Source organism: Microbacterium sp. AISO3 (assembly GCF_002204305.1).
Classification (GTDB): Bacteria; Actinomycetota; Actinomycetes; order Actinomycetales; family Microbacteriaceae; genus Microbacterium; species Microbacterium arborescens.
Genome location: NZ_NHRF01000001.1, coordinates 502,007 through 524,170, shown reverse-complemented (window position 1 = coordinate 524,170; position 22,164 = coordinate 502,007). Strand labels below are relative to the sequence as shown.

Below are 22,164 nucleotides of genomic sequence, written 5' to 3'. Positions count from 1 at the left end.
CCGCCACCACGGGGCGGTCTCATCACCGAGGGTGGTGTCGGCGTCGGCAGCGAGGTCGAGCGAGGTTGTCACGGAGAAGCGTCCTTTCATGGGGTTCGCGTGGTCAGCCCTTGACCGCACCCTGGGTGACGCCCTCCATGACCCAGCGCTGCGTGAACAGGTATGCCAGGATCGCGGGCGCCATCGCCATGAGGTACGAGGCGAAGGAGACGTTGTAGTTGTTGCTGAACTGGGTCTGGAACAGGTTCTGTCGCACCGGCAGGGTCTGCATGGCGGGGTCCGAGATGATCAGCGACGGCAGCATGAAGTCGTTCCAGGCGTAGAGGAAGGCGAAGATCCCGACCGTCGCACTCATGGGCGCGAGCAGCGGGAAGATCAGCTTCCAGAAGGTCTGCCACGTCGACGCGCCGTCGATGCGCGCACTCTCCTCGAGCTCGATGGGGATCGAGCGCAGGAACGCGGTGAACAGCAGCACACTGAAGCTGAGCTGGAACATCGTCGCCAGGAGCACGACGCCGACCGGATTGTCGAGGCCGAGTCGGCCGGTCAGCTGGATCTGCGGCAGCGCCACCACGGGGAACGGAATGAACATCGCCGCCAGCAGGTAGAAGAACGAGTAGCGGAACAGCCGACGGTCCCAGTTGCGGACGATCGCGTACGACGCGAAAGCGGCGAGGATGATGGTCGCGACGACGGTGCCGGCGGTGACGAAGAACGAGATCGCCGCCCCGACCGGGAATCGCGTCAGGTTCCACGCCTGCACGAACCCGTCGATGCTGAAGGGCGCCGGCAGCGAGAACGCGTTGCCGTCGACGGCCTGACCGGTCGTCTTGAACGCCATCGAGATGGTGACGTACAGCGGCAGCAGCACCGTGACGGCGCAGAGGATCAGGATGACCGTCGCCGACCAATTGACCCGCTCGCCCTTCCCGGCGCGTGACGTGCGGGATGGACGGGCACGACGGCGGGCGTCGACGGTGACGGCATCCGCCTGCTCGAAAACGAGCGCGGGCTGAGAGGTGGACATCAGAACGAGTTCCTTCCGCGCGTGAGCGAGAGCTGGAGCAGCGAGATGAGCACGGCGACGATGAAGAAGATCGTCGCGTTAGCCATCTGGTAGGCGTAGTCGCCGCCGTTGAAGCCCGCGATGATCGTCATCGCGACACTGCGGGTCGCCGTTCCGGGCCCGCCGTTGGTCAGGCCCACGATGATGTCGTAGGCGTTGAGGAAGCCCTTGAATCCGAGGATGACGTTGATGACGACATATCCCGCGACGAGCGGCACCGTGATGCGCAGCAGTTGCTGCGTCTTCGTTGCCCCGTCGAGGTCTGCCGCCTCGTAGACATCGCCGGGAACCGACAGCAGCCCGGCGATGTAGATCAGGAGCGTGCCGGGGATCGCCTGCCATGCCGTCACGATCACGATCGCGACCCACGCGAGGTCGGGGTTAGCCAGCAGGCTCGTCTCGAGCCAGGCAAGCCCGAGCGACGTGCCCGCGGCAGGAAGCGAGTTCGAGAAGAGGAAGTTGAAGACGTAGGCGATGATGATGCCCGAGATCACCATCGGGATGACGAAGATCGTGCGCAGGCCCGTCTTGAAGCGGATACGGGCGGTCAGACCCACGGCGAGCAGGAACGCGATGACGTTCACGACGATGACCGTCGCAACCGCGAAGCCGGCGGTGAACAGATAGCTCTGCAGGATCGCCGGGTCGCTGAAGAGGGCGATGTAGTTCGTCAACCCGACGAAGCGCCATTCGCCGATGCCGATCGAGTCGGTGAAGCTGAAGAAGATGCCGATGAGACCGGGCACCGTGATCGCGAGCGTGAACAGCAGCAGGCTGGGCAGCAGGAACAGGTAGTAGATCGGCTCGACCCGGCGGTGGCTCCGGCGGGCGCGACGGTCACCGCCGGTGAGAATCGTCGTCGTAGAACCCGTCGTCGCGGTCATCGCGCGCCCTCCGCCTCGTTCGTCAGCGCGGGCTGGCGGAAGGCCAGTCGCGCCCAGTCGGTGTCCATCGTGCGGAGGACGGATGCCGGGCTGTCGCCGAACACCATCGCCTGCGCATATCCGAACACCGGGATGGTCTTCGGCACCAGCACCGAGGGACCCTGGTAGACGCGCCCGGCGTCGTAGAACTCCTGCATCCCCGCGATGCGGGGATCGTCGGGCGGCGCGGCATCCGTCGTCGGGCTGAAGCCGAGCTGCGAGGCGTTGTAGGCCTCGATGATCTCGGGGCGGAACAGGTACTCGAGGAAGTCACGGGCGGCGTCCTGATGACGCGACCCCTCGGGGATCATCGCCGCAAGGTCCATGTTCACCCGTACCGCCCGATCGCTCGGGTCGTCGGTCATCGGTAGCGGGAACGTGCCGAGCTCGAGGTCGGGGGCGGTCTTGGCGATCTCACTGAACGCCCACGGGCCCTGCAGGTACATCGCCGCCTCGCCCTGGGCGAACGCGAGGTTGCCGTCGCCGTAGCCCCGGCTCGCGGCGTCGCGGTTGACGTAGGCGCTGGCGAGCTGCAGCATCCGTTCTGCGGGCTCGGCGAAGTCCTTCTCGAACGACGTGGAGGACGCGGGACCGACATCGGCGCCCTCCGTCGCGAGCCGGTCGAAGAAGTCGAGGACGTCCACCGAGCCGCCCACGGCGTAGTCGTACCAGCCCTGACCGACGGTCCAGTCGTCCTTGAAGGTCGCGTAGAACGGGGTGACCCCGGCCGCCTGCAGCGCGTCGCACACCGCGATGAGCTCGCTCCACGTGGTCGGGACCTCGAGGTCGAGTTCTTCGAAGATCGCGGTGTTGTAGATGACCGACGACGCCATGACCGAGTAGGGCAAGGCGCTCGTGCGTCCGGGGCACGTACCGTACTGATCCATGAGCGGCTGCAGGTCTTCGCGGGTGCTCGCGGCGGCGTCGGTGCCGGCGAGATCCGTCAGCGCGCACCGCTGGACGAATCGGGCGACCTCGTAGTTGTAGTTGGCCAGCATGATGTCGGGAGGATTGCCCCGGACGAAGCTCGCGGAGACGACATCCACTCCCGACGTGTCCATCTCGACGCGCACGCGGTCTTGCGAGGCGTTGTACTGCGAGACCACGTCCTGCATGAACGTCAGCGCCTCACGCTTGCTGAAGGTGAAGCGGATGGTCTCCCGCCCGTCCGCCGAGCACCCCACGAGCAGCGTCACGGCGAGCGCGGCCACCGCCGCCGACGCGACGATGCGCCTCGCTCGCCTCGCTCTGTTCCACACCGGCTCCATCACCTGGGTCCTCCGATCGCCTCATTGCGGCTCGAATCATCGCTGAGTAAATTTACTCGCCAAATCAATTGCTGAACGGCAGTATGGCAGGGCCGGATCAGAAAGGTCAACACGCATGTCGACGACGATGACGACGGTGGCCGCGCGCCCCGCGAGCCACGACGCGATCCTCGCCTTCGCCTGGACCTCGGCGGAGTTCACCGCGACCGACGTCATCGCCGCGACCGGGCTGACCCGCTCGACGACGATCGACGCTCTCGACGCGCTTGTCGAGCTCGGACTGCTGCGAGAGCTCCCCAACGCACGCCTCGCGGGCGACTACCGCAAGGGCCGTCCCGCCCGCCGGTTCGCGCTCCGCGACGATGCTGCCGTCCTGGTCGGGGTGGATGCCGGGCACGTGCACCTCACCGCGACCGTGACAGACCTCCGCTCGCGCAGCCTCGCCACCCAGCGCGCGACCCTCGTGCGCGACGGCGACGATGCCGCGACCCGCGCCTGGCGAATCATCGCCGTCATCGACGCGGCACTCGACGCCGCCGGGCGAACGCGTGGCGATGTACTCGCCGTGTGCGTCGGCGTGCCGGCACCCGTCGACGGCGACGGGCGCTCGCCTCAGCACCCCCGCGGCTTCTGGGCGCGGATGAACCCCGGCCTCGTCGACGAGCTGTCGTGGGCGCCGATCGTGCGAGTCGACAACGACGCGTCGCTGGCCGCCGTCGCCGAAGGCTCCGTCGGCGCCGCGGCCGGATGCCGCGACTTCGTCGCCCTGCTCGCGGGTACCCGCCTCGGGGCGGGCGTCGTCGTCGACGGCAATCTGCTTCGGGGACGACACGGCGGCGTCGGCGAGATGGTCGCCTTCGATCACGTCGAGGGGGTCGGGAACGCGGAGGGGCTCGGCACGCGTGCCGTCCAGTGGGCGACGGAAGCCGCGGCGAGCGGCGAGCTCTCGCCGGGGAGCCCTCTCGCTACCCCTGCGTCCGCCGACCTCGATGCCCGTGCCGTGCTCGAGCTCGCCGCCCGCGGTGACACCGATGCCCTCCGCATAGCCGAACGCGTCGGAATGACGCTCGCCCGCATCGTCAGCGTGCTGGGCAGCATGTTCGACCCGCAGCGCGTCGTCGTTTCGGGGGGCATCTCCGCGGGCATCGAGGAAGTCGTCGCCGCCGCACGCCGGTTCCTCCCCACCGACCTCGACCTGCCGGCTCCCGAGCTGGTGGCATCCGATCTCGGCGCCGATGTCGTCGTGGTCGGGGCCGTCGCCGGAGCGGCCGAAGCCGCCCGGGGCTCGGTACTCGACGTGTGGGCGGCGCGGACGGGCGCCTAACGGAGCGGCGGCGTCACTGCTGCGGGTCGATCTCGATGACGATCCGGCGCCCGGCGTCGATCACGCCCGGGCCCTTGTCGGGAGATGGCGCGGGAACCGGCAGCTCCTGCGCGACCTCCCAGGTGAGCCGGGCGTTGTGTGCCGCGGGGTGGAACAGCTCGTCGAACCCGAGCAACCCTCCCGACGACGGCTGAGATGCATCGTCACGGCGTCGGGTCGCGAACGCGGAGCCGATGAAGACCACCGGCACCGAGAGCACGAGCACGATGGTGCCCCAGCCGAAGACATCCGCCATGCCGACAGGCTAGAGCGAGTCGCTCCTCGCGGCTACCGGCGAGCGCGACGAATGCGGATCGGCCCTTTCGCGGTCGACGGGTCGACGACGGTACCGCGCTGCGTGATTTCGACCTCGCCGTCGGCGACGAGCCGTCGCGCGGCACGGCGCGCGGGCTCCATCAGGTCGCGCCACTCCTCCCCGCCGACGGCGCGTGCCGCCTCGGAGGGACAGATCGTCGCCCCCGCGGCACGAGCGCTCAGCAGTTCGAGGATCTTCTCGCTCAGTTGCGTGTCGACAGGACGGATGCCGCGACGGCGGCAGGCGTCCGAGCAGTAGCGCACCTCGTCCCAGTTCCGGGCCCACTTCGCACGCCACTGCATCTCGCGCCCGCACGACGCGCACGTCTTCGGCGGCGGGGTCGCGGCGGAGGCGGCTCGGGGCATATGTCCAGTCTGCGCGCGCTGCGGCCGTTGGGGGCGGGCTGTTGACAGGAGCCCGGGAGGTGGTCAGGCGAGAAGGCGCGTCTCGCAGCGAGTCTCGGCGACACCGGTTCTGCGAGCATGACAAACGACCTACGTTCCACGCGGCATTCGTCGCGAAGCCCGACAGGACTCGACGAGAGCAAGCAGATGCCAGCGACCTAAAAACATATGCCGCACGTGCGATAAGCGATCATCCTCGTTCGCCCCTTGACGTCCACCGAGGGGATTGCATAGAGTCTCACGAAATCAACACACATCGGCGGAGTGTCATTTGAATCGCTCAAGGACAGTCAGAATCGTTGCCTCCATAATCATCGTCGCCATCGGCTTCTATCTCGCCCTGACAACGGACGGATTCACGCGTGCTTTGGCGGTTGGGCAAATACTCGTCGGCGTAGTGATGCTAATCGGCTCCTGGAGAGCCAAGTCAAATGGACGCGATCGTCGGGCAGAGCGAAAATAGGCAACTGATACGTCATCGTGGCGCTAGGAGGAACTATGCCGAATAGGCAATAAACATACCTGGGTTTCGATGACTCATGTAGTTATTGCCGTAACATAGCAGGTGCACTTGCTCGCGCTCTAGGTGACGCAGTAGTCACTGTTCCGCTCACAGACGAGCGAATGCAAAGATGGCGCAAGGAAGTGTGGGGAGACAACGCCCCCTGGGCGCCGACCCTCATACGCGTCGGCGACGGATCGCCAGTTCAAGGGTGGACCGGCTGGAGAATCGCACCCGCGCTCACCAGAGCGGTTGGACCACAAAGAGCGATGGCCGCCCTGTCCGCACTCGGCGCCGAGGAACTCGGCCGTTCGTCGAACCGGCCAGGTAGGCAAGCGCAACCACGCAATATAACCCGGAGGACATCTCTTCAGGCGGGCCTGGCTCTGACTGCGGGCGTCCTACTCTTCAATGGCGGTGGGTTGTTCGGCCGTGGGAGTTCAGCCGCCGCCGCCCCTTCACGGCGCGCACTGTCAGAATCACGTTTAACTGGTGAAAGCGCAGACGAAGCGGTCCGAAAGATGTGGGAGTCAATCGATGTACGGAATGTTGTAAACGAGGCGGAAGCGTCAGGGTTGGTTGCGGCCGGCGACTTCGCGGGCTTGCTTGGATCGCCCCGCTTTGGGGTAGCTACGGCGCTTGCTCCCACGGTCGAGACGACCGTACTGCGGACTGACCTCGAGGGTGGGATAGAACGCCTTCTCGTGGTCGAGTACGACGAGACCAACGAGCGACTCCTCTGTTATGCGGTCTATAGCGAGCCTATCGATGGTGTGTTGTCCTCAGCTTTCGCAGTTCAGTTCAGCGGCTGGGACGCTGAGAACGCGCGACCCGAGAGGTTCCGTGTGTTGGCCAGTAGTTTCAATGGGGAAGTTCCGACACCAGTACCTGAAGCAAAGATGGCGGCCGCGCTCCGAGACGGCAAGGACCCCTGCGGGGGCTGTAACGGGGTTTGCCAAGTCGGGGGGCAGCAGCTGCGAGGTGAATGCCGAACTGGAAACGTCGTTTCGTGCGTTCTGGGCGCTGCCGGGTGCGCGCTCTGCGCGACGTGCAGCGGAACGGGGGTCTGCATCGCTTGTTTCATCGTCAGTTGCGGCGGTGCGCTCCTCTCATGCTGTGAGGGCATCCACAACGAAGCCTGCCGTCGGTGCGTCAGGGTGTGCTGAGACGCGCGTGTAGCGCAGCGTGCTCCGGATCCCGGCGCTCCTCGCCGCACTGGGCGGAGACGTGCACTGTTCCGCGGTCCTGCGGACATCCTCCGACGAAATCGCGGCCCAACGGCTCGCCCGTCGTGAGATCGGGACCGCACTCGACGAGCACATCCGCCGCAGCGAAGCCGCTGCCCGGCGGCTCGATCAAGCCGGAGACGGGATTCGCCGCATCGCCACGGACGGCCGATCCGCCGCCGAGATCGCGCTCGAGGTGCTCACCGGCGCCGGCTGGCTGCCGACTGAATCGGATCAGGCGAGAAGGCGCGTCTCGCAGCGAGTCTCGGCGACACCGTCGCCATCGCGCTCGACGGCCCACACCGCACCGTCGGCCGACTCGGTGAGCATCTCGACCGGCTCGCCGTCGATGTAGAGCACCGCTGCGCCCTCGTCGAGGCCGAACCCGTTCGGCAACGTTCCGTCGGCGATCGCGCGTTGCAGCGCGGGGCGCCGGCCGGGCTGCGAGTCGTAGTGAACCCCGACGGATCGGTCGACGAAACCGAGCGCGTCGTCGATCACGGCGACCGGGCCGAACGTCGTGGTGGGGCCGCCGACGTGCCAGCAGATCGCGCCCGCTGACGTCCCCGCCAGAACAGTCCCCTGATCCGCCGCCTCGGCGAGCACCTCGGGCAGCCCATGCACCCGCCACACGGCCAGCAGGTTCGCGACGCTGCCACCGGCGACCCAGACGAGATCGCTCGCCAGAACGGCCTCGCGGAGGTCCGGCTGGTTCCGCCCGAACAGCCGGATGTGGACGGCATCCACACCGCGCTGCTGCGCCGCAGCCAGCTCCCGGCCCTCGTCGACGCGCTGGTCACCGGCCGCCGTGTTCACGAACGCGACACGCGGGCGACGTCCGGTGACACCCGTCAGATCCAGGGCATATCGCTGCAACGGGCTGAACTCGACATCACCCCACTGCGCGGGGCTCCACCCGCCGCACGTGGCCAGGATCGTCCGCCTCTTGCTCATGAGAGCATCACCTCCGGTGCGTTCCAGGCTCGCACACGAACGCCGTCGAGCCCGTTGCCGTCCGAGCCGTCGGGCAGGGCGAAGCCGACGCGGCGCTCCTCGCCGGCATCGAGCCCGAACGCGTTGTCGTCGAGCACCGCCCCCAGCCCGTGCGGGAACCCATCGATCAGCACGATCGGCGCCGGGTGTTCGCCGACATTGCGAACGACGATGGCGTCATTCTCGACATGCGCCGACACGGCAGTCGACGGCAGCTCCGACAGGGGCGACGTCAGGTCCGCATACGGCTGCAGCAGCTCGGCAACCGGCGTCGCCGCGGCCTCGTCGAGGGGCCGCGCCTCCAGCTCGCGCAGCGCGGCGTCCTTCCGCTGGTGGTTGAACGGGTACCACTGCGACGAGATCCGCCCGCCCGCGGCATCCTGCAGCGTCACGGCGAGGACGAGTGGCTCGACCGGCCGCCCGCCGAGCGGCGCGACGATCTCGGTGACGTCCACCCGACCATCGGCCGCGACGTCGACCCTCGACTCGTTCTCGACCACGACCCGAAGATCGGCGTCGTACAGGCGCACGAACAACCGGGCGCCGGAAACCGTCGAGGGCGTGTCGTTCGACACGTGGATGCGGGCTCGGAACGTCTCGGCCACCGACCAGTCGAACTTCTCGTACGTCGCATAGGCCGACACCGGGGCGCCGAACTGCTTCGCACGGTAGTACGACAGCTTCGGCACTCCGTAGTAGTCGATGACCGCCCAGGACGCGCCCGGAAACGCTTCGCCGATCTTGTAGAACCAGTAGGCCGACGTCGTGTCGCCGCTGTGGGCGCGCATCCGCTCCGATGCGAACCGCAGCGCGTCGCCCTGCCCCAGCTGCGAATACTCGACGAACGTGCGCCAGTCGCGAATGGGCCCGTACGCGGCATATCGCGCCTGCTTGAACAGATCGAACAGCGAGAACTGCGACTGATGCTGCACGATCGCCCCGTGCTCGGGCGGCGGCCACTGCTCGAGCAGGGCTGGGTCGAGGAAGCGCGCCATGCTCGACAGGTCGCACTGGCTCGACAGGCCGTACTCGCCGAAGACCGCAGGCAGCAGGCCGGTGTACGCCTCGACGGGCATGCCCTCGTGATAGACGCCGTAGAAGTGCTCGCTGCCGCCCCAGGGGTCGGTCCGGTGGAACGGTCGTCCGGGGTCGTACTGCGCGACACGGCGCCCGATGACCGTCAGCAGATCGTCCGAGGTGATGGTCGCGGGATTCTCGTTGCCCCCGCCCCACATGACGAGCGAAGGGTGGTTTCGCAGCCGGCGCACGATGCGCGAGACCTGCTCGTCGATCGTCGCGAGATCGGCGCCCGTGGCATCGAGACCGAAGGTCAGCGGGAACTCCTGCAGGACCAGGATGCCGCGACGGTCGCACTCGTCGTAGAACTCGTCGCTCTCGATCGTCCCGCCGCCCCACGCCCGGAGCATCTGCAGATTGCCGCGCTCGACCAGGTCGAGGATGTGCCGGTCGACGTCGAACCCGCGGCGTGCCATCGGATCGGTCCAGCACCAGTTCGCGCCCTTGAGGAACAGCTCGCGCCCGTTGACGACGAACCGCCAGTCGTAGACGTCGGGACCGTGATTGCCGACGAGCGGCTCCATGCGCACCGAGCGGATGCCGAAGGTGGTGGCGAGCACCTGCCCGGCGGCCCGTAGCTCGGCGGTGTAGATCGGCTGCTCGCCGTACCCGAACGGCCACCAGAGCCGCGCATCCGGCACGTCGATCTCGACGTGATGTCGTGTGAGGTCGGGACCGACGTCGGCCGACAGCTCGAGCTCGGAGACGGCGGAGCCGTCGGGATCGCGGATCGTCACCGACACCGGAAGCGACTCCGTCAGCGGCTCCGTGCGGCTCGGAGGCGCGACGACGTCCCACTGAACGCGCACCCGTGCCGCGCCCTCCCGGGCGTCGGTGACCACGACGGCGAGATCGGCGAGCTCGACCTCGGGTACGCGCTCGAGACGGACGCCGCGCCAGATGCCCATCGAGATGAGATGACCGTAGTGCCAGCCCCAGCCCGGCGACGGCTTCATCACGCCGTGCCAGTCGTGCGGCGGCGGATCGATCCGCACGACGATCTCGTTCTCGGCCTCGAGGTCGAGCACCGCCGTCACGTCGACATCCGGGCCGCCGTACATGCCGACGTGTCGCGCGACGGGCCGGCCGTTCACGAACACGGATGCCGCGTAGTCGAGACCGTCGAACGAGAGGCGGATGCGGTCGCCCCGCCAGCCCTCGGGCACGCGGAAGCGTCGGGCGTACCACCACTCCTGCTGCTCGATCCGCGTGCGGCGGAAATACCACGACCATTTCTCGGGCACGCCGTGCTCGACGAGTTCGGCGTAGGTGTTGTCGTCGACGAGCGGGTCGGCGATGACTCCCGCCGCGGCCAGCGCGCCCTGGACGGTGCCCGGGACCGTCGCCCTCACCCAGGTCGAGCGGTCGGTGTCGGGGCGATGCCAGCCGACGGGGCTGCGGCGCGCAGCATCCGATCGGTCGCCGAGCCAGCGCTCGATCGAGAACTCCCGCCCAGGAAGCGACCCCGCGAGCAGCCACTCACCGTCGAGCGACACGACGTCGGCCTGAGAACCGGCGGGCGCCGCGGCGACCGCGTCCTCCCGCGAGACACGCGCTGCCCGAGACGGGACCGACGCGTGGTGCTCGATCCAGCGGTCTCCGAACAGCGGCGAGCTCAGCCACCGCTCCCGTTCGATGCCGTCCAGCGACGCGGTCACCGGCTACTTCACCGCACCCGCGTAGAGACCGCTGACGAAGTATCGCTGAGCGAAGACGAACAGCAGGAGGATAGGCAGGCTCATGATGAGCACGGCGGCCATGATGTTGCCCCAGTCGGCGAGGTACTGCGCTTTGAAGTACAGGACACCGGTTGTCAGCGTGCGTTTGCCCGGGTCGGTGAGCAGCAGCTGCGGCACGAGGTAGTCGTTCCACACGCCCACACCCTGCAGCACCCAGAACGTGGCGACGGCGGGACGCGCGAGGGGGAAGAAGATGCGCCAGAACAACTGGAAGTAGCCGGCACCGTCGATGACCGCGGCCTCCACGATCTCGCGCGGCACCTGCCGCATGAACGCGGCCATCAGGAAGACGCCGAAGGGTAGAGCGCCGGCGATGTAGAGGAGGATGACGCCGGCGTAGCTGTTGATCAGCCCGAGGTCGCGCACGACGCGGAACTGCGGCACGAGGGCGAGCTGCATCGGCAGGAAGATGCCGGCGGCGAGCAACAGGTAGATGCCCGAGCCGATCTTCGTGGCCTGGCGCACGATGGCGTACGAGGCGAGCGCGGCCACGAAGGTCGCGACGGTCATGCTGACGAGTGTCAGCAGGATCGAGTTCGCGAACAGGTTGGTGAAGTTCGCCTCGTTCCACGAGGTGACGAAGTTGTCGAACGTCGGCGAGATCGGCAGTCCCGTCGGGTTCGTCAGCACCTCGAGGTTGGGCTTGAACGCCGTGATCACGATGATCACGAGGGGGTAGATCATCAGGATGCTGAGGACGATCAGCAGGACGTTGACGGGAACGCGTCGCAGCAGACGCGTCGCGGTTCGGCTGTTCATCGGCCCTCCTCCTCCGCGGCGATGCGGTTGTTCAAGCGGTTCTGCACCGCGGCGATGGCGATGAGCACGATGATGACCAGCACGGCCATGGCCGAGGCGTAGCCGAAGTTGTTGTTGACCATGCCCTCCTGGAAGACCTGGGTCATATACAGCTGTGTCGAGTTGCCCGGCCCGCCTCTGGTCATCAGGTAGACGGTGTCGAACGCGCGCAGCGCACCGTTGATCGACAGCACCAGCACCAGGCCAATCGAGGGGATCATCAGCGGCAGCGTGATGAAGCGCAGGGCCTTCCAGCCGCGCGCCCCGTCGACCTTCGCCGCCTCGAGGATCTCGCCCGGGATCGTCGACAGCCCGGCGAGGAAGATGACGATGTTGAAGCCCAGACCGCTCCACAGATCGACCAGGATGACGCTGTACAGGGCGAGGTCGTAGTTGCCGAGCCAGTCCTGCGCGAGGCCGCCGAGCCCGAGGCTGCGGAGGATGGTGTTGAACGTCCCCGTGGTGGGGTCGTACATGAAGCTCCACACGAACACGATCGCGACCGGAGAGATCACCATCGGCGCGAAGAAGATCGCACGGTAGATGTTGCCTAGTCGCAGCTGCCGGTGCAGCAGCACGGCGAACAGGAACGCCAGCACCGTCTGCACGACGATCTTGAAGAAGCCGTAGATCGCGGTGTTGCCCACCGCCTCCATCAGCACGGGGTCGCCCGAGAAGATCCGTACGAAGTTGTCGAGTCCCAGGAACTCCCACGCGCGATTGAACCCGCGGGCGTCGGTGAAGCTCGCCACGACGACCTGCCCCATCGGGTACACGGTGAACACGAGGTACAGGATGAGGGCCGGCGAGATCGCCACCCAGAACTTCCCGGCCGAGCTCCGGCCGGTCCACAGGCGTTCCTTCAGCGTCGTGCGCTTGCGGAGCGCAGTCACGTTCTCCGGGTCGTCCAAGGCGAGGACGCGAGGATCTTCGACGCGCGTGCTGCTCATGTCGTTCCAATCGGGTCGGTCGGGGGAACCACGACGGCGGCGTCGCGGGGATCGATGGTGAGGATCGCGTCTGTCGCGTCGAGGTCCGTCTCAGCCGAGCCGTCGAGACGGACGACATGCGATCCGGCCGGGAGACCGGCGACGCGCACTCGCGCGGGGGCGTCACCGAAGTTGGCGACGACCACGACGCGCGAGGGGTCGCCCTGACCACGGCGCCAGACGGTGTGGCGAACCAGCGCGGCCGAACCGGAGGCACCGGCCTCCGCCACCGTGACGGCGTCGTCGGCCACGAGCTCGCCGTTCCACAGCCAGTCGGCGTACCGGCCGCGCACCTCCTCCGCGCGACGCGCTCGCTCGACGGTGACCGGCATGTCACGGGGGCGTCCCTTGAAGTTGAAGGGCTCGAGGCTCATCGCGTATGCGTCCAGCAGGCTCTGGGCGATCATGCCGCGCTCGTCGAAACCGGTCAGCGCCGTGACGATGCGGGCGCCGGGACGCAGCATCCTGCCGACGGGCCGATGGTGGGGCGATGCGCTGCGGAAGTACGACACGTCGTAGTCCTCGAACTGGGCGTCGTAAGCGCCCTCGGCAGCGATGACGAAGGTGTCGGCCGCGTCGCCGAGGCGAGCGCGCATGTCGTCGATGTACGCCGCGTCCCACGTGAAGGCGCTCGCGCCGACGGGATGGCCGTGATCGTCGGCGAAGCACAGCAGAGCGCGACCGTGGTAGAGCGACTCGTCGGCCAGGATGCCGTCGGCGCCCCAGGATGCCATCTCGGCGACCTCGTCGGCGATGCGGTCGCGCAGCTCACGCACGCCGAAGCACAGGGGCACGTACCAGGGCGTGCTGATGCCGTAGCGCTTGCGCGAGGAGTGGTAGACCGGACCGGGCTGCGCGTAGGGCTGCCCGTGGGGATCGCGCGATACGAAGCGCTCGAGCTCATTCCAGTTCGGGCCGGGCTTCTCGACCCACACGTACTTGACGTAGAGCACGGTGGCGACGTCGAGCTCGCGGGCGCGATCGAGCGCCCGCTGCAGGCCGGCGGCTCCGCCGAGCTTCGCCGCCGGGCGGTGCCACGGGACGAGGCCGTCCTGTCCGCCCTCGTTCCAACCGACGATCTGGATCGCGCCGATCCCGGTCGACGCGCACTCCTCGATGATGTCGACGAGGTCGTCGAAGTCGTAGCGGGGCTCGCCCTCGGTCGACATGAGCTGCACCTGCAGCCAGAGCCGGGGCTCCGCGAGCCAGTCCGCGCGGGAGCGCCGGGTGGGCGCCTGGTTGCGACGGTACGGCACGAGCGAACCGGTCCAGTCCCCCGCGTACGGCATGAGCGACATCGCGGGCAGCTCGATGCGGTCGCCGGTCGCGGCGGGGAAGTGGATGGCGTCGAGCGTGACGGCGGCATCGGGCCCGGCGGTGCGGGCGAGGCTGTCGGCGAACCCGGGCTCGAGCGATGCACGCCAGCCGATGAAGTCGAGCGTCGGCGCCGCGGGCATGACGGTGATGCCGCCGGCATCGGTCACGAGGGCGACGAACGGTGAGGTGGGGTTGCCGACGAGCTCGGGCCGCAGGTTGCCGCTGGCATAGTCCGGGAACATCGTGCCCCAATAGGGTGCGTTGCTGTCGAACACGGGCAGCAGGCCGACGCGCGTGCCGGTCGAGTAGTCGACCCCCCGAAGCTCGAGCTCGCGCGCCGCCGGACGCACGCCTCGTATTGACGGGAACCGTACCGCTTCGACGCCGCCTTCCTCGAGGGCGAGCGACAGCGAGACCCGGAGACCGCCCTGATCGATCGCCGCAGTGACCGTGATGTCGCCGTGAAGCGTCTCGCCGGCGGACGTGATCGGGTCGGTCCAGCGCAGCGTCACGGCGTTGCCGTCGGCGGTGAACTCGTGACCGGAGAGCGACTGCTGCGCGGTCTGGACGACGACGGTGCGGTCGCCGCCGCGCGGAATCTCGACGACGAACAGCGAACCGGCGCTCGCCTCTTCCAGCCACGAACCGACCCTGCCATCATCGAATCGCACGAGCCCACCGGTGCGGGCATCGAAGGCGATCGACAGATGCGGGTCCTCGAGGGTGAGGAGCTGGGTCACGGAACACTTCCTTGAGTTGCGTTGTGTAGCCAGACTACACGAATGACGGGCGAAGACCCCCGAAATTGCTCGATTCGAGCGAATTTCGGGGGTCTTGGGTAGCCGCGCTACCCGCTAGCTCACCGCGACGCGCGTATCTCGTCGAGCGTCGCGTCGAGCTCCGCGACAACCGACGCCGAGTCGGTCCGACCGGCGATGAGGTTCTGCATACCCACCAGCAGCGTCTCCTGCAGCTGCGGGTGGGCGGGCAGCACCATGGGGCGGAACGTCTTGCCCTGCCAGGCGGCCTCCATCTCGCCGAACAGCGGATCCACCGACGAGACGTCGATGCCCTCGGTCACGGGGAAGGCCTTCACCCCTGTCAAGAACTCGGCGTAGACGTCGTCCTGGAAGAAGAAGTCGATGAAGCGCTCAGCCGCATCGGTCTTGTCGTTGCCCGGGTTGATGCCCCACGCGACGAGGTAGCTCCCCCACATGTCGGCGACGTCGGTGTCGAGGGTAGGGAAGTTCATGTAGCCCGGCTCCACGCCCGCCGCGCGAGCGTCGGAGAGGATCCACGTCGCGGGGAACATCGCGGCGTTGCCGGAGAGGAACGCCGTCTTGGCAGCCGACTGGTTCGTGCCGACCGGGTCGGGCATGTAGTAGGGCACCAGCTCCTCGACGACATCCAGAGCACTCTCGTAGCCGGGCGTCTCAGCGAACGTCGCCTCCCCCGCGAGCAGCTCCTCGATGATGTCGGGCTTGTCCGGGAACACGTGTTCCGCCATCGCGTAGTACGCGATGAACTGCGGCCACCAACTGTCCTGAGCCGACATGGCGAACGGCACGATGCCCGCGTCCGACAGCTTCTGTGCGGCATCCTTCAGCTCGGTGTAGGTCTGCGGGACCTCGTCGATGCCGGCCTGCTCGAAGAGCGCGGCGTTGTAGATGATCCCGTTGCCCGATTGAGAGATCGGCACGGAGTAGGCGCCTTCACCGCCGGAGTCGCGCGTCGCCTCGAGTGCCGCGGCCTCGTTCAGCCTTCCGAGGAAGTCGGTCGACGACAGATCGGCGGCGAAGCCGTCCTGGATGAAGTCGGTCAGGTTCTTCGGGTCGAAGCCGTAGACGTCCGGTCCCGCTCCACCCGACAGACGCGTCTTCAGAACGTTGTCGTAGTCGTTGGTGTTGACGAACTCCGCGTTGACGGTGACGTCGGGGTTGGCCTCCTCGAAGGCCGCGATCACCTTCTCGTACGCCTTCTGGTTGTCGCCGCCGTCGCCCCACATCAAGAAGCTGAGCTGCGTGCCGCCACCGCCCGCACTGCCGCATCCGGTGAGTGCCGCCGCCGCGAGCGCGACCAGACCGGCCGCGCTCGCGAGACGGACACGGGGACCGTGCGTCATCGGTTTGCGACGTACTGCGCCAGGGCAGCGTCGAGGTCGGTCAGCACTTCCTCGGTGCTCTGACGATCACCGATGATGTTCTGCAGCCCGACCAGCAGAGTGTCCTGGATGCTGGGATCGGTCGGCGAGAACGCCGCGATGAACTGCTTGCCCTCCCACGACGCCTGCATGTCGGGGAACAGCGGGTCGACGTCCTCGCCGACCTCGACGCCCGTCGTTGTCGGGAAGAGCTTCACCTTGTCCAAGAAGCTGCTGTAAACCTCGTCCTGCATGAAGTAATCGAGGAACTTCTGGCCCGCGTCGAGCTTGGCGTCGCCGTTGTTCGGGTTCAGCCCGAAACGCACCTGGTATGTGCCCCAGATCGCGTCGGACCCCTCATCCGTGGTCGGGAAGTTCATGTAGTCGACATCGAGGTCGGCGTCGCGAGCGTCGGAGAGGATCCACGTCGCGGGGAACATCGCGGCCTGTCCGGCGAGAAACGCGGACTGCGCCGCGGTCTGGCTGGTGCCGAGCGGGTTGGGCATGTAGTACGGCGTCAGCTCGCGGACGATGTCGAGCGAGTCAGCCCACGCCTTGCTCTCGGAGAACGTGGCCTCGCCGGCCGCCATCTCGGCACCCAGCTCTTCGTTGGCCCCGTGCTCCGCGAGGGCGTAGTAGATGATGAACTGCGGCCAGAAGTTGTCCTGAGCGCTCATCGCGAAGGGCGTGATGCCGGCGGCCTTCAGCTTTTCCGAGGCGGCCAGCAGCTCGGTGTAGGTCGTCGGCTCCTCGGTGATGCCGACCTGATCGAACAGCGCCTTGTTGTAGATGATGCCGTTCCCCGAGAGCGAGATCGGCAGGTTGTAGGTGCCGCCCTCCCGCTGCGCATCCTCAGCCGCCTCGGGGTTGAGCTTAGACAGGTAGCTCTCGCCGCCGTCGGAGAGATCGGCAGCGAAGCCGTCGGCGACGAAGGTCTCGATGTTGCCGAGGTCGAAGCCGTAGACGTCCGGGCCGGCGCCGCCGGAGAGACGGGTCTTGAGGATGTTGTCGTAGTCGTTGGTGTTGAAGAACTCGGCATTGACGGCGATGTCCGGGTTCGTGTCCTCGAATGCATCGATGACGTCCTGGTAAGCCTGTTGTGCGTCGCCACCGTCGCCCCACATCAGGAAGCTGATCTCGGTCTTCCCGCCGGCTGCGTCACCCGCGCACCCGGCCAGGGTGCCGATGGTCGCGAGCGCGACTCCGACGAATGCTGTCCCCTTGAGCCACTTCTTCATGGCTTCTCCCTGTCTTCATCGATGGTCGACGCCCGCTGGAGGCGCGGCGTCCGGGTATTGGTAGCGATACTACACACGAGCCGCCGTTTAGTCTCGTGTTTACCGAAATGAGACGTTCAACACGACAATTTCGCTAGTGCCACTACTTTCTCGACCGAGATCGTGGCTAGGGTGATGCCTCATGGAATCCTCCCAGCAGCCCGACGCCATCGGCCGACGCATCACCGTCAACACCGTGGTCCGGCGCCACCAGATCGAGGCCACCCGCACCCGCTCACTGTGGGAGGACGAATCCGAGCTCCACTCCGCGGCGCTCGTCGAGCGGTTCTCCGACACCGTACGCGCGGCCATTCCGGATGCTCGCGTCACCTGGGCGCTGTCATGGGGAGCGCTCACCGACGCGTCGCCCCGCTACCGCGACGTGCGGGCCGCGGTCCGCCGCGCGGCCGAGGCGCACGGCGACGACGTCGCCTTCGTGCCCGGGGGGTTCTTCGCCAACCTGTACGGCTCACGCGAGGACGTCTCGCGCGATATCACCGACGCCGCCGACCTCATCGCGCAGGAGTTCGGCCGCGCCCCCCGATCGCTCGTCGCCGGCTTCCTCTCGGCGCACAACATCGCCGACGCACGCGCCCGCGGAATGCGGACGGTGCAGGGCAACATCTGGAGCCAGTTCGACATCGATCTGCAGGACGGCGACGGCTCGATCGCCTACCCCTACTACCCGTCGTCATCCCACTTCCTCGTGCCGGGGACAGGCGACCAGCGCATCGACGCCGTCCAGCTCGACGGCTGGACGGTCGATCTCGTCGCCGCCCGCACCGCCGGGATGTCGTCGGACTACAACTCGCGTCTCGGGCTCGGCCCCATCGAGACGCTGCACCGCCTGCCGCGCGGCGAGGCGCTCCGCGAGCTCGACGCGACGAGCGAGGCGCACCTGAACGACCGGAACGTCGAGCGCAACGGCCTCGGCTGGCTGACGGTGAACTACGAGATCAGCGAGGTCGCCCGCGGACTCGAGACCGACCCGTCGACGCTCGAGGCCTGGGGCGGCTGGCTCGGCGGCCTGCGGGAGCGCTGGCCCGACCTGAGGATGCCGACGATCGCCGAGTTCGGCGAGGAGTGGCGCACCCGGCACCCCGACAACGAGGGACTGGCGTACCTCCTCGAACAGAGCGGCAGCGGCGTGCAGGCCTCGCGCCTGGGCGAGACGGTGACCTGGTTCATGACGGCAGGCTTCCGCCTGGGCGTCGTCACGGACGCCGACGGCATCCGGGTGTTCGACTACACCGCTTACGACGGCGACGCGATCGAACCGTCAGGTCTCGGCGACCGGCGCTGGAGCCTGCTCGGCGAGATCAATCAGAAGCGCACGCGCCCGCAGGACGAGCCGGTGCCGCTGCTCCGGTTCCTGGCCGCGCATCCGACGGTCGACGCCGCCCTGAACGAGCACTACGGCGGCAGCGACGAGCTGTCGCGCCTGAAGGATGATGCATGACCGCCTTGCGCGAGCTCACCGTCGACCACTCCGCGAACCCCGTCGGAACCGGCGCGCGACCGGTCTTCGGCTGGCAGATCACGAGCGATCAGCCCGACACCCGGCAGCGGTCTCGGCGCATCGAGGTGCGGGATCTCGCCGGAAGCGTCGTGTGGGACTCAGGCGTCGTCACCGACGATCACTCGGTCGACATCGGCTACGGGGGTGCGCCGCTGCGACCGCTCGCCCGCTATCGATGGTCCATCGAGGTGGAGACGACCGCCGGGCGCGCCGAGAGCGCGGGCACGTTCGTCACCGGAGTGGTGGATGCCGATTGGCGCGGCGCCTCCTGGATCGGCGCGTCCCAGCCCACCCCCGCGGCTCCGATCGTGCGCGGCGCATTCGAGGTCGACGCTGCGCCCGACGAGGCCTACCTCGTCATCGCCGCGGGCGGCCTCGCGCACGTCGAGCTCGACGGACGACCCGTCGACGACTCCGTGCTCGGACCGGGGTTCACCGATTACGACGTCGTCACCCAGTACACCGTTGCCGACGTCACCGCGCAGCTGGCAGCGGGCACCCATGTGCTGACGGCGGAGCTCGGCCGCGGCTTCTACGGGATGCTCGGCCGCAACACCTGGAACTGGGAGACCGCGCCCTGGCACGACGATCCCTGCGTCCGGCTGCTGCTCGTCATCCGGGGAGCCGACGGTGAACAGGTCGTCGTGACGGACGACACCTGGCGCGCCGTCGACGGCGCGACCACGAGCGACGACCTGTACGCCGGCGAGGACTTCGACGCACGGCGTCGTGTCGTCGGAGCGGGCTCCGCCGGCACCGACGTCTCCGACTGGCCGCGCGTTCGGGTGGCGACCGGCCCGGCCGGCGCACCGGAGCCGCAGCGACAGCCGCCCATCGTCGTCGCGGGGCACCTCGAGCCGGAGTCCGTGGTCGAGCTCGGCGAGGGCCGCTGGGTCGTAGGCTTCGAACGGGTCGTCGCGGGCTGGGTCGAGATCGAGGCCGATGGTGCCGCCGGTGACGTGATCGAGCTCCGCTTCGGAGAGACCCTCGAGCCCGACGGGACGCCGAACCACGAAGACGAGAAGGGCTACTTCGACGGCCGCTTCCAGACCGACCGCATCATCCTCGACGACACGCGCGAGACCGGCCCGCTGCGCTGGCATCCCCGATTCACCTGGCACGGATTCCGCTACGTCGAGGTCCGCGCGCCCCGCCTTCCCCGATTGCGGGCGGCGATCGTGCATACCCGGGCCCCGCGAATCGGCCGCTTCTCGTGCTCCGATCCGCTGCTGAACACGATCCACGAGCTCACGGTGCGCACGATCCTGAGCAACCTGCACGGCATCCCGACCGACACCCCGAAGTACGAGAAGAACGGGTGGACGGGCGACGGGATGGTCGGCGCGCGGATGATGCTCCAGAACCTCGACACGCACGAGCTGCTGGCCAAATGGTCGGCCGACATCGCCCACTCCCGCCACGGTGCGGGCGCCCCGCAGGTGATCGCACCGCACGGCGGATGGCGCATGGACTGGTCTCCCGCGCCGACGTGGCACTCCGCGCTGCTCCTCGTGCCGTGGGAGGTGCACCTGCAGCGAGGCGACCGAGACGTGCTCGCGGCGGTGTGGCCCGACGCCCGCGACTACCTCCGCTTCGAGATCGACCGATCGCCCGGCGGCATCGCCGAGACGACGCTCGGCGACTGGGTCGCCCCCGACACGGATGCCGGCGGCGGCAACCCGCCCGAGGACGCGCGCATCGCCGCGACCGCCTTCCTCATCGCGATGTGCGACACCGCCGCCAGGATCGCCGTCGAGCTCGGCGAACCCGCGGACGAATGGCTCGCGGCGGCGCAGCGCAGTCGCGCGGCGTTCGTCGCGACCTTCTGGGATGCCGGTCGCGCCGAGGTGCGAGGCGTCGGCGACGACGGGTACCGGCAGGCGCATGCGGTTCTCGCCCTCGCTTTCGACGTCCTGCCCGAGGATGCCCGGCAGCCCGCCGCCGATCGTCTCGCCGCCGACGTACGCGACCGAGGCGACCACCTGTGGACCGGCGCGCTCGCGACGAAGCACATCCTGCCCGTGCTGACGCGGTTCGGGCATGCGGATGCCGCTGTCGCGATCGCGACGCAGACGACCTTCCCGAGCTGGGGCCACTGGGTCGAGCTCGGGGCCACGTCGCTGTGGGAGCACTGGAAGCCGGAGTCGCGCTCGCGCGGACACTACTTCCTCGGCACCATCGACGACTGGCTCTACGGCGACGTCGCCGGTCTGCGCCCGCTCGCACCCGGGTGGCAACGTGCCCGCATCGAGCCGGGCGTCACGGCGACCGCTCTGTCCGAGGCCGAGGGTGCCGTGCGCACGCCGTACGGCGACCTCTCGGTGCGCTGGCGACGCGGAGGCGCAGGTCTCGCTCCCGACGAGCTCGAGCTCACCTGCGAGGTTCCCGTCGGGGTCACCGCCGAGGTCGTGCTGCCCGGCGTCCGGCGGGAGGTCGGCTCAGGCGTGCACACGCTCCGCGCGCACGCCTGAGCCGGCGGTCCGCCTCACCAGGCCGAGTAGCCTCCGTCGGCGAGCACGATCGACCCGGTCAGGTACGAGGCGGCATCCGACGCGAGGAAGGCGACGAGCGACGCGACCTCCTCGGGCGCGCCGAGTCGCTGCATCGGAGTGCGCCGGATCCAGTCGTCCCACCACTCGCCCGGCACCCCGTCCTTCGTCAGGTCGGTGCCGATGTAGCCCGGCGCGACGGCATTGACCCGGATGCCGGCATCGACGTACTCGACGGCGAGCGACTTCACCGCGAGGTGGACCGCGCCCTTCGACGCGTTGTAGGCGGCCTGCCTCTGCGGCGCGTTCGCGAGCTCGCCCGACATCGAACCGATGGCGACGATCGACGCACCACGGGTCATGTGCCGGGCGGCCTCACGGGCGCACCAGAAGGTTCCGGTCGCGTTGACCGCGAGCACCGCATCCCATGCCTCGCGCGTGATCTCGGAGGAGGGCTGATGGTTGGCGATGCCCGCCGAGGTCACCAGGATGTCGAGCCGGCCGTGGCGAGCGGCGACGTCGGCGAACACCTCGGCGACCCCCGCCGCGTCGGTCACGTCGAGGTGCACGTACTCGACCCCGCCGTCGAATGATTCTGCGGCCGCGCGGCCGACGTCGTCGAGGAGGTCGGCGATGACGACGGTCGCTCCGAACTCGCGCAGCGCCGTGACGCAGGCGAGTCCGATGCCCCGGGATCCGCCGGTGACGACGGCCACTCTGCCGTCCAGTTCGAGCCGTTCGCGGTACATCTCTGTGCC

General features: G+C 68.2%; 16 protein-coding genes. 3 read left to right on the top strand and 13 right to left on the bottom strand.

Annotation, left to right across the window (positions count from 1 at the left end; translation table 11 throughout):
* Window positions 1-103: 103 nt before the first annotated feature.
* From CBF90_RS02420 to CBF90_RS02410, 3 genes are read right to left on the bottom strand one after another with little or no spacing between them, the layout of a single operon-like run.
* The gene (locus CBF90_RS02420) at window positions 104-1,027 is read right to left on the bottom strand and encodes a carbohydrate ABC transporter permease (protein WP_071918904.1); all 924 of its coding nucleotides are present in this window, start codon (window positions 1,025-1,027) and stop codon (window positions 104-106) included.
* Window positions 1,027-1,950, bottom strand: coding sequence for a carbohydrate ABC transporter permease (locus CBF90_RS02415; RefSeq protein ID WP_088379818.1), 924 nt, complete (start codon window positions 1,948-1,950; stop codon window positions 1,027-1,029). Before CBF90_RS02415 ends, CBF90_RS02420 begins: the two co-directional genes overlap by 1 nt.
* On the bottom strand, window positions 1,947-3,200 hold the full coding sequence (locus CBF90_RS02410; protein WP_242435566.1) for an ABC transporter substrate-binding protein: 1,254 nt from the start codon (window positions 3,198-3,200) through the stop codon (window positions 1,947-1,949). Before CBF90_RS02410 ends, CBF90_RS02415 begins: the two co-directional genes overlap by 4 nt.
* A 172-nt stretch (window positions 3,201-3,372) precedes the next feature.
* On the opposite strand from CBF90_RS02410, the gene CBF90_RS02405 reads away from it, so the two are divergent.
* Window positions 3,373-4,581 (top strand): ROK family protein, encoded by a 1,209-nt coding sequence (locus CBF90_RS02405; RefSeq protein WP_088379816.1) that lies wholly within the window; start codon window positions 3,373-3,375, stop codon window positions 4,579-4,581.
* Between the two features lie 13 nt (window positions 4,582-4,594).
* Here CBF90_RS02405 and CBF90_RS02400 read toward each other — a convergent pair whose 3' ends face one another.
* From CBF90_RS02400 to CBF90_RS02360, 9 genes are all read right to left on the bottom strand, one after another.
* The gene (locus tag CBF90_RS02400; RefSeq protein ID WP_088379815.1) at window positions 4,595-4,876 is read right to left on the bottom strand and encodes a hypothetical protein; all 282 of its coding nucleotides are present in this window, start codon (window positions 4,874-4,876) and stop codon (window positions 4,595-4,597) included.
* 32 nt (window positions 4,877-4,908) lie between these two features.
* On the bottom strand, window positions 4,909-5,301 hold the full coding sequence (locus CBF90_RS02395) for a DUF2256 and DUF3253 domain-containing protein (RefSeq protein ID WP_023953600.1): 393 nt from the start codon (window positions 5,299-5,301) through the stop codon (window positions 4,909-4,911).
* Window positions 5,302-7,302: 2,001 nt separating this feature from the next.
* Window positions 7,303-8,022 carry a peptidase E gene (locus tag CBF90_RS02390; protein ID WP_088379814.1) on the bottom strand — a complete coding sequence of 240 codons (720 nt, stop codon included), beginning with the start codon at window positions 8,020-8,022 and terminating at the stop codon, window positions 7,303-7,305.
* Window positions 8,019-10,796 (bottom strand): sugar-binding domain-containing protein, encoded by a 2,778-nt coding sequence (locus CBF90_RS02385; protein ID WP_088379813.1) that lies wholly within the window; start codon window positions 10,794-10,796, stop codon window positions 8,019-8,021. Before CBF90_RS02385 ends, CBF90_RS02390 begins: the two co-directional genes overlap by 4 nt.
* A 3-nt stretch (window positions 10,797-10,799) precedes the next feature.
* Window positions 10,800-11,636: a carbohydrate ABC transporter permease gene (locus tag CBF90_RS02380; RefSeq protein ID WP_023953596.1), complete on the bottom strand. Its 837-nt coding sequence runs from the start codon at window positions 11,634-11,636 to the stop codon at window positions 10,800-10,802.
* A complete protein-coding gene (locus CBF90_RS02375) occupies window positions 11,633-12,625 on the bottom strand; it encodes a carbohydrate ABC transporter permease (protein ID WP_023953595.1) in 993 nt (330 codons plus the stop codon). The genes CBF90_RS02380 and CBF90_RS02375 overlap by 4 nt, the downstream gene beginning before the upstream one ends.
* Complete coding sequence (locus CBF90_RS02370) at window positions 12,622-14,721, bottom strand: DUF6259 domain-containing protein (protein ID WP_088379812.1); 2,100 nt, start codon at window positions 14,719-14,721, stop codon at window positions 12,622-12,624. Before CBF90_RS02370 ends, CBF90_RS02375 begins: the two co-directional genes overlap by 4 nt.
* Before the next feature lie 119 nt (window positions 14,722-14,840).
* Window positions 14,841-16,103 (bottom strand): ABC transporter substrate-binding protein, encoded by a 1,263-nt coding sequence (locus tag CBF90_RS02365; RefSeq protein WP_088379811.1) that lies wholly within the window; start codon window positions 16,101-16,103, stop codon window positions 14,841-14,843.
* Window positions 16,100-17,359, bottom strand: a complete 1,260-nt coding sequence (locus CBF90_RS02360; protein WP_088379810.1) for an ABC transporter substrate-binding protein — start codon at window positions 17,357-17,359, stop codon at window positions 16,100-16,102. Before CBF90_RS02360 ends, CBF90_RS02365 begins: the two co-directional genes overlap by 4 nt.
* Before the next feature lie 181 nt (window positions 17,360-17,540).
* Here CBF90_RS02360 and CBF90_RS02355 point away from each other — a divergent pair, with 181 nt between their 5' ends.
* Together CBF90_RS02355 and CBF90_RS02350 are read left to right on the top strand one after the other, a co-directional pair.
* Entirely contained in the window at window positions 17,541-18,857 is a 1,317-nt protein-coding gene (locus CBF90_RS02355; protein WP_088379809.1) for a DUF3863 domain-containing protein, read from the top strand.
* Window positions 18,854-21,388, top strand: coding sequence for an alpha-L-rhamnosidase (locus CBF90_RS02350; RefSeq protein WP_088379808.1), 2,535 nt, complete (start codon window positions 18,854-18,856; stop codon window positions 21,386-21,388). Before CBF90_RS02355 ends, CBF90_RS02350 begins: the two co-directional genes overlap by 4 nt.
* A gap of 14 nt (window positions 21,389-21,402) precedes the next feature.
* Here CBF90_RS02350 and CBF90_RS02345 read toward each other — a convergent pair whose 3' ends face one another.
* Complete coding sequence (locus CBF90_RS02345; protein WP_023953589.1) at window positions 21,403-22,155, bottom strand: SDR family NAD(P)-dependent oxidoreductase; 753 nt, start codon at window positions 22,153-22,155, stop codon at window positions 21,403-21,405.
* Window positions 22,156-22,164 lie beyond the last annotated feature (9 nt).